The sequence below is a fragment of the Rhizobium sp. PL01 genome, from assembly GCF_033447125.1.
Lineage (GTDB): Bacteria > Pseudomonadota > Alphaproteobacteria > Rhizobiales > Rhizobiaceae > Pararhizobium.
The window spans coordinates 44,832-61,703 of sequence record NZ_JAWQUM010000004.1 but is presented as its reverse complement, the minus strand read 5'-3'; the positions used below and the strand labels follow the sequence as shown (position 1 = coordinate 61,703).

Below are 16,872 nucleotides of genomic sequence, written 5' to 3'. Positions count from 1 at the left end.
CCGAATTTTTTTATACCGATCGGTACACAATTCGATTGACACAGATCGGTTTCAGAACTTATTTCTATACCGAACGGTATTGAACGTCAATGCAACCCTCGCCCAAATCCTTCGCCTCCCACGATGGACGCAAAGCAGCCCACCACCCGGGGCAGAAATTCAGGATAACCGCCATGTCATTCGGAACTTTCAAAACCAAGCTTCTCACCACTGGCCTCGTCCTTGCGGTCGCAACCATTTCGCCGACGATCTATTTCGATCTGCTGGGAAGCCCGGCCGGCAGCGGCAACGCGGCCGATGCCTCGACCGCAGCGCCCGTCGCCATCCCTGTCTCCGTCGCCGTCGTCGAAGCGAAGTCCGTGACACAATGGAGCGAGTTCTCAGGCCGCCTCGAAGCGGTCGATCATGTCGAGCTGCGCTCCCGTGTCGCCGGTGCCATCCAGTCGGTCCACTTCCAGGAAGGCGCGATCGTCGAGAAGGGCGACCTGCTCGTCGCCATCGACCCGGCCCCCTATCAGGCCGAGGTTGCCCGCGCCCAAGCCAGCGTTACCGCCGCCGAAGCACGCGCATCGCTGGCTCGCGTCGAGCTGAAGCGCGGCACGCAATTACTCGCATCCAACGCCGTGTCGCAAAGCGAAGTCGATCAACGCATGAACGGTCTGGCAAGTGCCGAAGCAGATCTGGGCGCCGCGCGTGCCGTGCTGCAGTCGGCAGCCCTCAATCTCGGCTATACCGAAATCCGCGCTCCGATCACCGGCCGCGTCGGCAAGATCGAGATCACCGCAGGCAACCTGATCGCCGCCGGACCCTCCTCGCCGATCCTTACCCGTCTGGTATCCCTGAGCCCAATTTATGCCAGCTTCGAGGCCGATGAGCGGATCGTCTCCAGCATCCTTGCCGAACTGCCCGAAGGCGTGAATGCCCGCAACTTCATCGATCGCGTGCCGGTCCGCATGGACGTTGCCGGATCGTCTGACGTCAGCGGCAAGCTTCAACTGGTCGATAACAGCGTTGATCCCCAGAGCGGCACGATCCGTGTCCGCGCTGTGTTCGACAATGCCAATGGCGCCTTGATGCCGGGGCAGTTTGCCCGTCTGAGCATGGGGCAAGCAAAGTCCGAAGACGCCGTGCTGGTTCATGAACGCGCCATCGGCACCGACCAGAACAAGAAATACGTCATGGTCGTCAAGCCGGACAACACCACGGAATACCGCGAGATCACCGTCGGCATGAAGTCCGACGGCCTGCGGGTGGTAACTGCCGGTTTGAAACCTCAGGAGCGCATCGTCGTCAACGGCCTGCAACGCATCCGCCCCGGCGCGCTCGTGGCACCAGAAATGGTTTCCATGAAGCCGGCGGCCGATCCGCAGCAACAGGCCTCCGCCACCAATTAAGCCTTTCTCCGGCACTTCAGCACAAGGGCGGATCACGCCATGAATATCTCCAGGTTCTTTATCGATCGCCCGGTTTTCGCGGGCGTTCTTTCCTTCATCATCTTCCTTGGCGGCCTGATCGCCATGACGATCCTACCGATCTCGGAATATCCCGATGTCGTGCCGCCGCAAATCGTCGTTCGCGCCAACTATCCGGGCGCGAACCCGAAAGTCATCGCCGAGACCGTGGCGACGCCGCTGGAGGAATCGATCAATGGCGTCGAGGACATGCTCTACATGAGCAGCCAGGCGACCACCGATGGCTTGATGACGCTGACCGTGACCTTCAAGCTCGGCACTGATCCCGATCAGGCACAGCAGCTTGTCCAGAACCGCGTCGGCCAGGCCGAGCCACGGTTGCCGGAAGAAGTGCGCCGCCTCGGTGTCACCACCATCAAAAGCTCCCCGGACCTGATGATGGTCGTGCACCTGACGTCGCCTGAAGGCCGTTATGACATGACCTATCTGCGCAACTACGCGCTGATCAACGTCAAGGACAGGCTTGCCCGCATCGATGGCGTCGGCCAGGTCCAGCTGTTCGGTTCCGGTGACTATTCAATGCGCATCTGGCTGGATCCGCAGAAGATGGCGCAGCTGGGCCTCTCCGCCTCCGATATCGTCAATGAAATCCGTGCCCAGAACGTACAGGCTGCTGCCGGCGTGATCGGCTCGTCACCAAATGCGCAGGGCGTTGACCTGCAGCTTTCCGTGAACGCACAGGGACGCCTGCAGAGCGAGGAGGAGTTCGGCGAAATCATCATCAAGACGAGCCCAACCGGCGCGATCACCCGCCTGCGCGATGTCTCCCGCATCGAGCTTGGCTCAGCCGAATATTCACTGCGCTCACTGCTCAACAACAAGCAGGCTGTCGCCATCCCCGTCTTCCAGGCACCCGGATCCAACGCGATCGAGATCGCCGACCAGGTTCGTGCGACCATGGAAGAAATCAAGGCATCGATGCCGCAGGATGTCGACTACGAGATCGTCTATGACACCACGCAGTTCGTGCGCGCCTCGATCGAGGCCGTCATCCACACACTGCTCGAAGCCATCGCTCTCGTCGTCATCGTCGTTATCATCTTCCTGCAGACTTGGCGCGCCTCGATCATCCCGCTCATTGCCGTTCCCGTCTCGATCATCGGCACATTCGCCGTGATGCAGATGCTCGGCTTCTCAATCAACGCGCTCAGTCTGTTCGGTCTGGTGCTGGCGATCGGTATCGTCGTCGATGACGCGATCGTCGTCGTCGAAAACGTTGAGCGCAATATCGAGGATGGTCTTTCTCCACGCGAGGCAACCTACAAGGCAATGACCGAAGTCTCCGGCCCGATCATCGCGATCGCGCTGGTGTTGGTCGCCGTCTTCGTGCCGCTGGCCTTCATCTCCGGCCTCACCGGCCAGTTCTACAAGCAGTTCGCCCTCACAATCGCGATTTCGACCGTCATTTCGGCCTTCAACTCGCTCACCCTGTCGCCGGCACTGGCCGCTCTGCTTCTGCGTGGCCACGATGCACCGAAGGATCGCCTGACCCGGGTCATGGACTTCCTGTTCGGCTGGTTTTTCCGTGGTTTCAACGCCGTCTTCTCCCGCGGATCGCGGGCCTACAGCTCCGGCGTCAAGGGCGTGATCTCGCGCAAGACCTTGATGATGGGCGTCTATCTGTTGCTCGTCGGTGCCACCGTGTTCTTCTTCAAGGCAGTCCCGCCCGGTTTCGTACCGCCGCAGGACAAGCAGTATCTGGTCGGCTTCACCCAACTGCCGGACGGTGCTTCGCTCGACCGCACCGAAGAAGTCATCCGCCGCATCAGCGACATTTCGCTCAAGGTTCCCGGCGTCGAAAGCGCCATCGCCTTCCCCGGCCTGTCGATCAACGGCTTCACCAACTCCTCCAATGCCGGCATCGTCTTCCTGTCGTTGAAGCCTTTCGAGGAACGCACAACGCCGGATCTTTCGGCCGGTGCGATCGCCGGACGGCTGAACCAGGAACTCAGCGTCATCAAGGAATCCTTCAGCGCCATCTTCCCGCCGCCGCCTGTCCAGGGGCTCGGTGCGATCGGCGGTTTCAAGCTGCAGCTGGAAGACAAGGCTGGCCTCGGCTACGAGGCGCTTGATGCAGCCGTGAAAGGCTTCATGGCCAAGGCCTATGCGACGCCTGAACTGGTCGGCATGTTCTCCAGCTACCAGGTCAATGTTCCACAGCTCTATGCCGACGTCGATAGGGCGAAGGCCCGCCAGCTGAATGTTCCGCTGACGGAGATCTTCAACACGCTGCAGATCTATCTCGGCTCGGTCTATGTCAACGACTTCAACAAGTTCGGACGAACCTATTCCGTGCGTGTGCAGGCCGATGCCAACTACCGCGCCCAGGCGGAAGACATCGGCAAGCTGGAAGTCCGCTCCAACTCCGGCGAAATGATCCCGCTGTCGGCGGTGCTCAATGTCACATCGAGTGCCGGTCCGGAACGCGCCATGCGCTACAACGGCTTCCTCTCGGCCGACATCAACGGCAACACGGCACCCGGCTATTCTTCCGGCCAGGCCCGCGCTGCCGTCGAACGGATCGCGGCCGAAACCCTGCCGGCCGGTGTCACGTTCGAATGGACAGAGCTGACCTACCAGGAGATCATTGCCGGCAATACCGGCCTGCTGATCTTCCCGCTGTCGATCCTGCTGGTCTTCCTGGTGCTGGCGGCCCAGTATGAAAGCCTGACGCTGCCGTTGTCGATCATCATGATCATCCCGATGGCGTTGCTGGCAGCGCTGGGCGGGGTCTGGCTGACCGGAGGCGACAACAACGTCTTCACCCAGATCGGTTTGATCGTGCTGGTGGGGCTATCGGCCAAGAACGCAATCCTGATCGTCGAGTTCGCCCGTGAACTTGAGTTCGAAGGGGAGACGCCGTTCAATGCCGTCATCAAGGCCAGCCGCCTGCGTCTGCGCCCGATCCTGATGACCTCGATGGCCTTCATCATGGGTGTCGTACCCTTGGTCATCTCGACCGGCGCCGGTGCGGAAATGCGCCACGCCATGGGGGTCGCGGTATTCTCTGGCATGATCGGCGTGACACTGTTCGGCCTGTTCCTGACCCCGGTCTTCTATACGCTCGTGCGTGCAATGACCGGAAACAGGCCACTGAAGAAAAGCGGGCATCAACCGGCTCCTGCCGAAACAGCGACGGTCACGCAGCTGCACCATGCACAGCCGCTGCTGCCCGGACTCGAGGCTGCCGAATAGGCATCTACGCACTGACCAAAAGAAAACGGCGCCGCAATCCAGCGGCGCCGTTTTCGTTTCAGAGACAGGCAACTGGCTTAGAATTCTTCCCAATTGTCCTGCGCCGGAGCGGCATTTCCGGAGAAGGCACGGATCACCTGTCCTGCTGCCCGGCGCGCAGGCGATGCCACGGCGCGGGGTTGATGATTATGATCCACGGCCCGGGGCGCGCTGGCCTGCTGCCCGACACGGAACTGGCCAAGCAGCGAGAACAGGGCTTCCGCCTCACGGGCCAGACCATGGCTGGCCGCGGTGGACTGTTCCACCATTGCTGCGTTCTGCTGCGTGCCCTGATCCATCGCATTGACAGCGTGGTTGATCTCTTTCAGGCCTGTTGCCTGCTCTCGAGCACCTTCGACGATGGCCACGACATTGCTGTTGATCTCCTGAACCTGCTTGACGATTTCTTCCAGCGCCTTGCCGGTTTCTCCGACCAGCGAGACACCGCTTTTGACCTGCTCGCCGGAAGTATTGATCAGCGCTTTGATCTCTTTTGCGGCCTTGGCAGAGCGCTGCGCAAGTTCACGCACTTCCTGGGCAACGACAGCGAAACCCTTGCCGGCATCCCCCGCTCGCGCAGCTTCCACACCCGCGTTCAGCGCCAGAAGGTTGGTCTGGAAAGCGATATCGTCGATAACGCCGATGATGTTGGAAATTTCGCGGGAGGAGTTCTCGATCTGCCCCATGGCTGTGATGGCATTACGCACCACGGCTCCGGACCGTTCCGCATTTGCACGCGTTGCGGCAACCAGATGACCGGCTTCCTCTGCCCTGCGGCTGGAGTCGGCAACGGTCGTGGTGATCTGCTCCAGCGCCGCCGCTGTTTCTTCAACGGAAGCCGCCTGCTGTTCGGTGCGTTTCGACAGGTCATCGGCAGCAGACCGGATTTCCGTTGAGCCGGCAGCAATCGCCTGGGCGTTGGTGCCAACCGAATGCATCGCCAATCGGAGCTTTTCCACCGCCTCATTGAAGTCGTGACGGACCTTTTCCATGGTGGGCACAAACGGCCGATCGAGATTTTGCATCAGGTCGCCATCGGCCAGCCCCTTCAGAGCCTTCGCCAGAGTGCCGACGGCCCCCATGCGCTCGGTCACATCCGTCGCAAACTTGACGACCTTGTAGACTTTTCCCTTGTCGTCAACGATCGGATTATAGGCCGCCTGGATCCAGATCTCCTTGCCGCCCTTACCGAAACGCAGGAACTCGTTGGCGGTGAATTCGCCGCGTCCGAGCCGCTCCCAGAACTGACGGTATTCCTCCGTCTGTACATACGCGGGATCGCAAAACATCCGGTGATGTCTGCCCTGAATTTCCTGCAGCTGGTAGCCCAGCGCGCCACAGAAATTCTCGTTGGCGGTGAGGATGTCGCCGGTTGGGGTGAATTCGATCACCGCCTGTGAACGCGACACGGCATTCAGCTTGCCGGCATCGTCCATGGCCTTTTGCCGGACCGCCGTGATGTCGGTTGCGAACTTCACCACCTTGTAAGGCTTGCCGCCACGGGACACCGGATTATAGGAGGCCTCGATCCAGATTTCCCGCCCGCTCTTGGTGAGGCGCTTGTACTGCTGCCGGTCGAACTCGCCGCGGCCAAGCCGGGCCCAGAATTCGCGGTATTCGATACTGTTGGCTTCAGCTGGATCAACGAAGATCCGGTGATGCTTGCCTTTGATTTCCGGGAGTTCGTAACCGAGTGCCGCGCAGAAATTGGGATTGGCATTGAGGATATTGCCGCTGAGATCGAACTCGATAATCGCTTGCGACTTATGCATCGCAGCCAGAACAGCTGCGGTATCGCCACCAAAACGTGGGAAAAGCCTGCTCATACAACGCCTCCTTCGGCATCTGCTCAATTTCCATGCGCCAGTTGGGCGCAACAATAGGCGCACGCATCGGCCGGCCAGAGCCGCGACGTCAGTGTATTTCCATATCTCTTATGGCCGTGGAGCCTGGCACTGGCGATCGCTGCGCATCCAAGGGAGGCCAGAGAGCCGGTCAGGTTTTTCTGAAAAAGAACATGCCGGTCTTCCCGGCTTGTGCATCCAGCGTCATGCTCGAACATTCTAATATTCGAATGCACAGTGCAACTATTGGTATAATTACTAAAATAAGAATTAATATTTCGAGCAATTTTTAAGCATGAAGTATCCTCAACACCATCATAAAGAGGCGACTTCCTTCTGTCTCATCTCTCGATCAGTGGGCTGTTTTATTTCGATTTTTTGAGGATTTTGAGAGGACCGCGCACACTTGGATATGTCTCTCTGCGTGCAATGCGGCGACATTAACGCCTCGCGGTGATATCGCCAAAAAGCACAATCTTTAATTGATTTCAGGATTCTTCATATTGAACCACACACCGCAGCGCGCACTCTGCAATCATGGGTAAAAGAGCGCGTGCAGGGCCTGCCGCGCTCCTGCCCTGATCAGCTTTCTGCGTAAATCCCGTAAAGGATCGGCATCAAACCGACCAGTGCCTCAAAGCGGGCAAAGGACTTTCGCTCCGGCAACGTCCAGCCGGTTTCGGCAAGCGCCGACAGGCGAGGAAAGACCAGCCGGTCGAATACGCCGCGATCGGTCATCGGCTCCGACCAGATGCAGCATTGCACACCGGACAAGTGCTTCTTCTGATCTTCACTCCAGCCTTCGATGGGATCGAACGTGTAGAGTTTTTCCGGATCAGACCAGCCGGCCCAGCTGGCGCCCGGTTCCGACCATGCCTGGCTGTTGGCCATGTCGAGATAATAGACCTGCCCGGGGCAAACGACCATGTCATAGCCCTCGCCTGCAAGTGCTGCCGATGCCTCGACCGTGCGCCAGCCGAACAGCAGCGACTGGCTCTTGTCGATGACATTGCCATGGGCCGCTTCCTGCCAACCTCCAGTGATGCAGCCCCGCGAGGAAAGGAAAGCCTGCACGCGCGCCAGGAATTCCGCCTGGAGAACCGCAGCACCCGATCCGTCGATTTCGTCGGCGCCATGTGTGTTGGTGATGACGTTGAGACGGGCGGCATGCGCCGTTGCCATCGCCTCGCCACTGACCTCGGTCAACCGCGCCAGCGCTTCCGGCGAGCCGGACCAAGCACCAAGCGGCACCTCATCGGCGCCGATATGAATGATCTTCGACGGGAACAGCTCGATCAGTTCGTCAAAGATCGTTTCGAGAACGCGATAAGTTTCCTCCCGGGCCGGGTTGATGCAATTGTCCGGGAAACCCTGAACGGAGAAATAGCTGCCCTGCTCCTGCGGATCGCGCAATTCGGGTATGGCCTGCAGCATCGCATAGCAATGGCCGGGCACGTCGATCTCCGGCACGACCTCTATGCCGATACCGCTGGCCAAGGCCACGATCTGGCGAATGGCCGTCTTGGTATAATAGCCGCCGGTGACCTGCGGGCCGGAGCCCAGAAGCGGCGGGATTTTCAGGCCATGCCCGCGCCAGGCGCCGATCTCGGTCAGGGCCGGATAGGCGTCGATCTCGACACGCCAGGCTTCATCGTCGGACAGGTGCCAATGGAAGCGGTTCAGCTTGTTCCAGGCCATGATCCGCAGGAACTGCTCGATTTCCGCCGTGCCGTAAAACTGCCGGGCGACATCGAGATGCACGCCGCGCCAGCCGAGTGCCGGCGCGTCGGTGATCTCGCCGGATGCAGGAAAGAGGAAAGTCTCGGGATGAAGCCGCGCTCCGCGCAGGATTTGCCCAAGCGTGATCAATCCGTAGAGAAAGCCGGCATGCGCACTGGCGGAAAGGATCACGCCAGAAACGGAAAACCGGATACGATAGGCTTCCGGCGCAAGATCGCCAGCCGATGCGAGCAAGACGGGAAATCCGCCCTCGGCCACGGGACGGACAATCCCTTCGACCGCGAACAGGGCCTCGGTCAGCGTTTCGAAAGCGTCTGCAGCCGCTTCGGCCTCATTTCCTTCAGCCTGAAGCGCGAGCCCGGCGGGAGGCGCCAACCGGCCGGAGACAGAGACCGCACTGGGCCACGGCACAACAGAAACCGTCACCGGCGCTACCTTCGGAACCGGATAAACAACGGCGCCGCGCGTCAGGGCCGCATTGTCGCCCTTCGCCCGCGTCGGGGCGACACTGACCGGCACCGTATTATTGTCGGCGAGTACAACATAACCGGCATTGGCGCCGTCGGTCCAATGCTTGGGATGATAGCTCATGCCATGCGCCTTGACGGTCCAGGTCTCGCCGGGCTTCAGCACGAAACCTTCCGGCGGTGCAAATTCCGAGTGGTTCGACAGCCGTTTCAACAGCCTTCCGCCTTCGACGGTCGCTTCCGGATCGATGCGCGCCGGGCCAGAAACGCAGAGCTTGAAACCCGCAAGCGGCTGGTCGGTATTGTTGGTCAATGTCAGTGTATAGACGGGATTTTCGTCTTGCCCCGCAGGCACCCAGAATGTTTCCAGCTGGTATTTGGTCTTGGTCGCAATCGTCATCTTTTCCTCCAGAAAACTCTCATTCGGCGCTAGTGAGCAAACCGGCGTAAACGCCGGGCGCTGAGTTCGGGATCGGCGTCGCGCCCACCGTCCGCTCGTAGAAGGCCGACGGGCCGACATCGCCGATAATCGCGTAGCCGTAACCCATCACTTTCAGATCCAGCAGGCTGGCAAGAAGCAGAGCGTGACCGATACCCTCGCCCCGCGCTGCCTCATCAACCCCCGTCGGCCCGAAAAATCCGCGTGCGATCGATTCATGGCAGGCAAAGCCGATCAACTTTTGCGCCCGCGTCGCCAGAAAGCAGGTTGGCGGCTGGCGGGCGAAAGTCACCGCCGTCTCGCTCGCCCAGCCGGATCCGAATTTCTCCCGAACCCAGCCGGTGACCAGTTCGAATTCTGGCGCAAGCGCCCGCCTGATGGCGACGCCGGCGCCTTCCATGCGCGCATTGAGTTCTGGAACCGGCTTAACCAGTGAAAGATTGACCAGATAATCCATGTGTTGAACCCTGTGTGATGACATTTGTGATGGCCGGGCGCGCAACGCATCTGGCGGGCATGGGAGAACGAACACCACACTATCCTGCGTGATCTAAAGCAAGGCAATATTGCCGGCCCGTTTGATTTTCGAGCCACGAGAATTCGCCAAGCTTGATCAACAAGCCCAGTTTCCCCGCTCCCTGTAAACAGTCAGCATCAACAGGCGCTCGCCGATGCGGAAAATTATTGCCGGCCGCAATTCTCTCGATCACAGTGTGACGAACACCTCCCAAGGCTTCGCGATCGACCATTAAGTCAATCTGCTTGACTTAACCTAAATTGAGAATTCGAACGCTGTCAACAGGCCGGTTTGGTGCGGTAAGTTGAAGAGCCAAGAACCTGCCGCGGTAAATGCTGCGCACATCGGCACGGGACAGACAAAAGGAATCGAAATTTACCTTAAGTTAAGAAATCACTAATTTCCCCTATTACGGCAGTGACTTGTCTTCAACTTTCGCGCAAATTGTAGAAGAGAGGAACATTCCGGCATTATCGAAGAGGAGCGCACCATCCATGTCAAATCTGCAAATTGCGGCGCTTGCTTATGGCGCAACCACCCTGGCTTATCTCGTTCCAACCTATATCGAGGGCGAGAGAACTGGCGGCCAGTGGTCGCCCCACCGCATAGCGGGCCTGATTTTCTGTCTCTTCTGGCCCTTGCTGACAGTCGTTGTCCTCCAGAAAGCCACAGCAGGTGCCTCCAAACCGAAATTCGTCTTTGTCCATTACGCGGTTACCGTTCAACCTATCGCCGCAAGCCAGGCTCGTGACTGAGCCTGCGGATGGCGGCGGCCATCAATTCAGGATGGGTTAACCATGACACATTGCGAAGGCGCCAAACGAAGGCTCTCCTGATTTTCTACCAAAATCGACCTAGGATTGCATGGACCTGCGTAAAACTTCGCCCATTCTATGATCGATAACGTTTTGAACAGCCGGGGCAAGGCGGGTGAGATACACATCCATAAGAGAAGAAAGCCAGATTTTTCGCTCTTTAAGACTCTTATAAAAAGTCGAAATTTTTCTTAAATCAATCTTTACCGTGAGACCAAATATCAGAATTCGCTCCCGAATCCTGATCCAGATTAACACATCACGGACGCTTTTCAGGCATTATGAGGCCTCCAAGGGCAAGTCAGGGATTTTGCTGCATGTGTGGATTTGGCGGGTACTTCGGAGATGACGTCGCACCCCAGGATGCGCATCCGCGGTTGCAGCGCATGGTTGCCGCAATCGCGCACCGCGGACCGGATGAGCAGGGTATTTTCACCGCTCCTGCCGTCGGCCTTGGCCATGCACGCCTGTCGATCGTCGGTCTGGGCGATGGCCAGCAGCCAATGACCCATTCCAGCGGCGCCTTCACCATCGCCTTCAATGGCGAGGTTTTCAACTATGTAGAGCTTCGGGATACGCTGAAGGCTCAAGGCCATGTGTTCCGCACCGGCAGCGATACCGAGGTAATCCTTCACCTTTACGAGCGCATGGGGCCGGATTGCGTCTCCCTGCTCAATGGCGACTTTGCCTTTGCGATCTGGGATGCACCCAGACAACGGATGGTGATTGCGCGCGACCGGATGGGTGTTCGTCCGCTCTTTTACACGACGGTCGGAAAAACCCTCTATTTCGCCTCTGAAGTAAAGGCACTCCTGCAGGTGCCGGGTGTGCAGGCGGAAATGGATCCGCAGGCGCTGGATCAGATTTTCACGCTCTGGGCGCCGATTGCGCCACGCACAGCCTTTCGCGACATTTTCGAACTCGAACCCGCGCATCTGTTGGTCGCCGGGAAGAGTGGAATGTCGATCAAACCGTATTGGCAGCTACAATATCCGGATAGGGGCGAGCCTGCCACCTATACGGACGAACGCGCCGCCGCGGAAGAACTGCGCGCCCTGCTGACCGATGCAACACGTATCCGGATGCGGGCTGATGTGCCGGTCGGCTCCTACCTTTCCGGCGGTCTGGATTCGTCGATTGTCTCGGCATTGGCAGCCCCCATGGCGGCCGGCGGCCTCTCGACGTTTTCGGTGACCTTTGGCAGCGCGGAACATGACGAAAGCGCTTTCCAGCAACAAATGGCGCAAGCGCTTGGCACGCATCATCACGCGGTTGCCTGTGGCGAAGGTGATATCGCCGCCGCATTTCCCGATGTGATCCGCTTCACCGAACGCCCGATCCTGCGCACAGCGCCGGCGCCGCTCTATCAGTTGTCCGGCCTCGTTCGTGAAAAAGGCCTGAAAGTGGTTCTGACCGGCGAAGGTGCCGATGAGGTATTCGCCGGCTACGATATCTTCAAGGAGGCTAGGGTGCGGCGTTTCTGCGCCCGCCAGCCCGGTTCGCGGATCAGGCCGCACCTGTTTCGCAAGCTCTATGCCTACCTGCCCGGCCTGAAGCAGCAATCGGCCGAATATCTCGCCGCCTTTTTCGGCGCCGGCGATGACAGTATGGACGATCCGCTGTTCTCGCACCGGCCACGCCTGCGCGGGACTGCGGCGGCCAAACTGTTCTTCTCCGGCGACCTGCGCCAGACGCTCAGCGGTTACGATGCAGCTGCAGAACTCGTTTCTTTGCTGCCGCAGGACTTTGGCCGCTGGCACCCGCTGCATCAGGCGCAGTATCTCGAAAGCCGCTTCCTTCTGCCGGGCTACATCCTGTCGAGCCAGGGCGATCGCATGGCCATGGCGCACGGCGTCGAAGGACGTTTCCCGTTCCTCGACCACCGTCTCGTCGAGTTCGCGACGCGCATGCCGCCCGAAATGAAGCTCAAGGGGCTCGTCGAAAAGCACATCCTGCGGGAAGCAACGAAGGACCTTCTTCCAGACTCCATCGGACGCCGGACCAAGCAGCCCTACCGGGCCCCGGACAGCCAGTCCTTCGTCGGCAACAACGAACGGGATTATGTCCGCGCTGCATTCAGTGAACACAGCATTGCAGAAACGGGTCTCTTCAATCCCAAGGCAGTTTCAAAACTTTACGAGAAATGCAGCGAGAAACCGGCCTCCGGCTATCGCGACAATGTCGCCTTCGTCGGCATCCTATCAACCCAGCTCTGGCAAAAGACTTTTTCAGCCACCAAGGCGCTGAGCACCAAGGCGGCTTGAGCTTTATCTGAGGAAAAACATATGACCCAGCCTATCAAAGACAGCATCAAGGCCTTCATCATCGAAAACTTCCTGTTCGGTGACACGTCCTACGACCTTCAGGACGAGGCATCGCTGATCGAAAACGAAGTCATCGATTCCACCGGCGTTCTCGAACTCGTCGCCTTCATCGAAGACCAGTTCGGTTTCGTCATGGCTGACGCGGATATCGTTCCCGCCAATCTCGATTCCGTCTCACGCATCACGGCCTTCGTTGCCAAGCATGCTGAGGAACCCACACTCAACAAGATGTCGGCCTGACACGAACAGGCTTCGGGAGACAGACGATGCGCGTCGAAGAGTTTCTGCAGAACAGCGCCCGCGTGAGCGGCGCAAAGACGGCCCTGGTGGCTGGCGAAAAGCGGTTCACCTATGCGGAGTTCGACACGGCAGCCGGACGGCTGGCAGCATCACTTGCGGCAGGCGGTATCGTCCGTGGCGATCGCGTCCTCGTTTTCATGAACAATTGCTGGGAAGCGGCGGTCTCGCTTTTCGCGGTCCTGAAGGCCGGCGCCACCGCCGTCCCGGTCAATCCATCGACCAAAGCCGACAAGCTGGCCTACATGATCGGAAATTGCGAGGCGGCGGGCATCCTGACCCAAGGCAAACTCCTGCCTGTCGTGTCCGAAGCACGGACAATCGAACCCCGCCCACTGTTCATCGCATCCACGAAATTCAGAGGTGCCGGTCCCGGTGAAGGTATCGCTGATTTCGAGACCTGCCTTGCAACTGCTGAAACCGGCGTTGATCACCACGGTATCGATGTCGATCTGGCGCTTCTGATCTATACGTCAGGTTCGACCGGCCGCCCGAAGGGCGTGATGATGACGCATCGCAATGTTGAGGCAGCGGCAACCTCGATCACCACCTATCTGGAAAACACGGCCGACGACATCATCCTGAATGTCCTGCCGCTGGCTTTCGACTATGGCCTCTATCAGTTGCTGATGGCAGTGAAACTCGGCGCGACCATCGTTCTCGAGGCCTCCTTCGCGTTCCCGCAGGCAATCTTCGATCGCATCCGCGAAGAGAATGTCACCGGTTTCCCGCTGGTACCGACTATGGCGGCGATGATCCTGCAGATGCGCGACCTTGAGCCGGGTTTTCTGCCAAGCCTGCGCTACATCACCAACACAGCCGCCGCCCTGCCCCCCGCCCATATCGCCCGCCTGCGCGAACTGTTTCCACGCGCCACGGTCTATTCGATGTACGGACTGACGGAATGCAAGCGCTGCACCTACCTGCCGCCCGCCGAGCTTGACCGCCGGCCGGGTTCAGTTGGCATCGCCATCCCCAATACCGAAGCCTTCGTTGTCGATGACGACGGCCAGCGCGTCGCACCCGGCATCTCCGGCGAACTGGTGATCCGCGGCCCGCATGTGATGCAGGGCTACTGGCGCAATGACGAGGCAACCAACAAGATGCTCCGTCCCGGCCCCAACCCCTGGGAAAAAGTGCTCTATACCGGCGATCTCTTCCGCACCGACGAAGAGGGCTTCCTCTATTTCGTCGGCCGCAAGGACGACATCATCAAGACCCGCGGCGAGAAAGTCGCGCCGAAGGAAGTCGAGACGGTATTGCACGCCCATCCCGGCATTGCCGAGGCCGTCGTCATCGGCCTGCCGGATCCTGTCCTCGGTCAGGCAATCGCTGCCATCGTCGTTCTCTCCGATCCGGCACTGACGGAACGCGAGATCATCAAACATTGCGCCGCCCATCTGGAAGACTTCATGGTTCCGCGTCTCATCGAGTTTCGCAACGAACTACCGAAGACAGATACCGGCAAGGTCAGCCGCAGGCTCGCCGCAGAAACACTGGAGGCTGCCGAATGAACATGCACAAAGCCGATACATCAGCCACATTCTCGGCAGCGACACTGACAATCGATCCGGTCAAGGAAACCGACAAGATCGTCGCAGCGCTGCGTGAGCAGCTGCGCGGTCCTTTGCGCAAACGTGGCCTCGTTCTTGGTCTTTCAGGCGGCATCGACAGCAGTGTCTGCGCAGCCCTTGCCGCCCGCGCGGCCGGAGCGAAGAATGTCTACGCGCTGTTCATGCCGGAAAACGATTCCGATCCGGAAAGCCTGCGCCTCGGCCGCACCATCGCCGAAACGTTTGGCATCGACAGTGTCGTCGAAGACATCGGCCCATCGTTGCAGGCCATGGGTTGCTATGATCGCCGCGATGCCTTCATCCGTGAACTGGTTCCGGACTATACCAGCGCCTGGGCTTCGAAGATCGTCATTTCCAACGCGCTGGAAGGCGATGGCTACAACATTTCCTACCTCGTCGTGCAGGACCCAGACGGCAAGCAGACGAAGCTGCGCATGACGCCATCCGTCTATCTTGGCATCGTCGCAGCAACCAACATGAAGCAGCGCACCCGCAAGCAGCTCGAATACTTCCATGCCGACCGGTTGAACTTTGCCGTCATCGGCACGCCGAACCGGCTGGAATATGACCAGGGCTTCTTCGTCAAGAACGGCGACGGCGCCGCCGACGTGAAGCCAATCGCCCATCTCTACAAGACCCAGGTCTATCAGCTCGCGGCCTATCTCGGCGTGCCGGAAGAAATCTGCAAGCGCCCGCCAACGACAGATACCTATTCGCTGCAGCAGACTCAGGAGGAGTTTTACTTCTCCCTGCCCTACGACCGGATGGATCTCTGCCTCTACGGACTTAACAACAGCCTGCCTGCAGAGACCGTCGCTGCCGCCGCCGGACTGACTGCCGATCAGATGACACGCGTTTGGGCCGATATCGCCGCCAAGCGCAAGGCGACGCGCTATCTGCACCTTGCGCCGCAGTTAGTCGAGCCGGTCGGCGAAATCGCCCCGAAATAAGTCATGACGGGGTGAACCGCGGCGGAGGGCGTGTCAGCCGATATTGCCCGCCGCAAGCCTGCTCCAGTGTTCCCCAGCCAGCCCATTGAAAAACCCATCGCCATTCTGAAAGGCCCGAAGGATCTCAGGATCCTTGGCATGGATGACGCTTGAGGCGAGGTGGGTGAAGGAGATGCGCCGGCCTAGCATGGCTTCGAGAAGAGCCGGCTGCGTGCGTCCGCGCAACGCCACGACACCCCGCTCCGCTGCATACGCGATCAAGCAATCGATGACCTGACGCTCCTGACCGGGGATCGACAGGATCTGAAGAACCCGGCCGATACGTCCAGCATCTCCGTGGTAAACGAATGCTCCGATGACCGCACCGGTGCGGGCCTCGACCTTGCAGAAGACGGCTTCGCCTTCCGGTCGCCGATGCGCGGCTTCTCTTATGACATAAGCGAGCTGTTCGCCGGAAAAATCCGGCCGAGGTGCATATCGCGCCGTCAGCCGGGCAAAAAGCTCGGAAAACCCCTCGACCGATACGTCGCTGGTCCTGAAACTTCCTTGCCCGTTCCACGCTCCCGGAATGCCGGACCATCGCAGATCATCGGCGCGCATGCGCCCTCGCAAAATATCGTCGGCTTTGCGGGCCACTGGTCTGAGAAGACGTGCAGCGCCGATACGGCTTGCGCCAAGTTCGGTAAAAAAGCCCGCCGGCCGGATGATGCGAAGCCAGTCGAGACTGTATTGCGGCAGAGCCAGCCCGCGCAGTTTCATCCACATCGAGGCGGACACTTCGCTTGCCGTTTCGCTGAAGGACAAATCCTGGGGGCCGGCGAGAAATGCCTTGAGGAGGCGCGCGCCTGCGAGTGGATCGGCATCCCGCCCCTCAACCATCAGCGAACCGCAAATTGCGGCACGCAATGGACCGCCCTGAAACGTCATCGGCAATCCGGTGGCGCCGACGAAGCCTGTCATCTTGCCACCGTCATTGAGATGAACGAGCGACGTAATACCGATATCCTGACCGGGCGCGTCGAGATAGAAATATCTCAGATAGTCCGCCAACTCTTTGCTCGCCGGAACCTTCGGATCGCGGAAGACGCGTTGAAACATCCCCGCCAGGGCCGGGATATCGGAGCTTTGCAACGGACGGATTTCACTCATCGGCTTTTTGGCTTCCGGCAGAGTTGGCGGGTAGACTGAGCACAGACGCG

Annotated in this window: 11 protein-coding genes; 7 read left to right on the top strand and 4 right to left on the bottom strand. The window is 59.5% G+C overall.

The features are described 5' to 3' along the window. Positions 1–173: 173 nt before the first annotated feature. Together R6X40_RS10720 and R6X40_RS10715 are read left to right on the top strand one after the other, a co-directional pair. Positions 174–1,394: an efflux RND transporter periplasmic adaptor subunit gene (locus tag R6X40_RS10720; RefSeq protein WP_318413362.1), complete on the top strand. Its 1,221-nt coding sequence runs from the start codon at positions 174–176 to the stop codon at positions 1,392–1,394. A 39-nt stretch (positions 1,395–1,433) separates the two neighbouring features. After that, complete coding sequence (locus R6X40_RS10715) at positions 1,434–4,667, top strand: efflux RND transporter permease subunit (RefSeq protein ID WP_318413361.1); 3,234 nt, start codon at positions 1,434–1,436, stop codon at positions 4,665–4,667. 77 nt (positions 4,668–4,744) lie between these two features. On the opposite strand, the gene R6X40_RS10710 is transcribed toward R6X40_RS10715, so the two are convergent. From R6X40_RS10710 to R6X40_RS10700, 3 genes are all read right to left on the bottom strand, one after another. Further along, entirely contained in the window at positions 4,745–6,532 is a 1,788-nt protein-coding gene (locus R6X40_RS10710; RefSeq protein ID WP_318413359.1) for a PAS domain-containing methyl-accepting chemotaxis protein, read from the bottom strand. Between the two features lie 600 nt (positions 6,533–7,132). Continuing rightward, positions 7,133–9,157, bottom strand: coding sequence for a beta-N-acetylhexosaminidase (locus R6X40_RS10705; RefSeq protein ID WP_318413357.1), 2,025 nt, complete (start codon positions 9,155–9,157; stop codon positions 7,133–7,135). 19 nt (positions 9,158–9,176) lie between these two features. Continuing rightward, positions 9,177–9,653, bottom strand: coding sequence for a GNAT family N-acetyltransferase (locus R6X40_RS10700; RefSeq protein WP_318413355.1), 477 nt, complete (start codon positions 9,651–9,653; stop codon positions 9,177–9,179). 554 nt (positions 9,654–10,207) lie between these two features. Here R6X40_RS10700 and R6X40_RS10695 point away from each other — a divergent pair. The 5 genes from R6X40_RS10695 to nadE all read left to right on the top strand — a co-directional run bounded on the left by R6X40_RS10695 (position 10,208) and on the right by nadE (position 15,673). After that, on the top strand, positions 10,208–10,468 hold the full coding sequence (locus R6X40_RS10695; RefSeq protein ID WP_318413354.1) for a hypothetical protein: 261 nt from the start codon (positions 10,208–10,210) through the stop codon (positions 10,466–10,468). A 377-nt stretch (positions 10,469–10,845) separates the two neighbouring features. Continuing rightward, positions 10,846–12,792: an asparagine synthase (glutamine-hydrolyzing) gene (asnB, locus tag R6X40_RS10690; protein ID WP_318413352.1), complete on the top strand. Its 1,947-nt coding sequence runs from the start codon at positions 10,846–10,848 to the stop codon at positions 12,790–12,792. Between the two features lie 21 nt (positions 12,793–12,813). After that, on the top strand, positions 12,814–13,092 hold the full coding sequence (locus tag R6X40_RS10685) for an acyl carrier protein (RefSeq protein ID WP_318413350.1): 279 nt from the start codon (positions 12,814–12,816) through the stop codon (positions 13,090–13,092). Between the two features lie 26 nt (positions 13,093–13,118). Then, positions 13,119–14,663 carry a class I adenylate-forming enzyme family protein gene (locus R6X40_RS10680; protein ID WP_318413348.1) on the top strand — a complete coding sequence of 515 codons (1,545 nt, stop codon included), beginning with the start codon at positions 13,119–13,121 and terminating at the stop codon, positions 14,661–14,663. Beyond that, on the top strand, positions 14,660–15,673 hold the full coding sequence (gene nadE, locus R6X40_RS10675; protein ID WP_318413345.1) for an NAD(+) synthase: 1,014 nt from the start codon (positions 14,660–14,662) through the stop codon (positions 15,671–15,673). The genes R6X40_RS10680 and nadE overlap by 4 nt, the downstream gene beginning before the upstream one ends. Before the next feature lie 33 nt (positions 15,674–15,706). Here nadE and R6X40_RS10670 read toward each other — a convergent pair whose 3' ends face one another. Further along, positions 15,707–16,822: a hypothetical protein gene (locus tag R6X40_RS10670; RefSeq protein WP_318413343.1), complete on the bottom strand. Its 1,116-nt coding sequence runs from the start codon at positions 16,820–16,822 to the stop codon at positions 15,707–15,709. Positions 16,823–16,872: the final 50 nt, after the last annotated feature.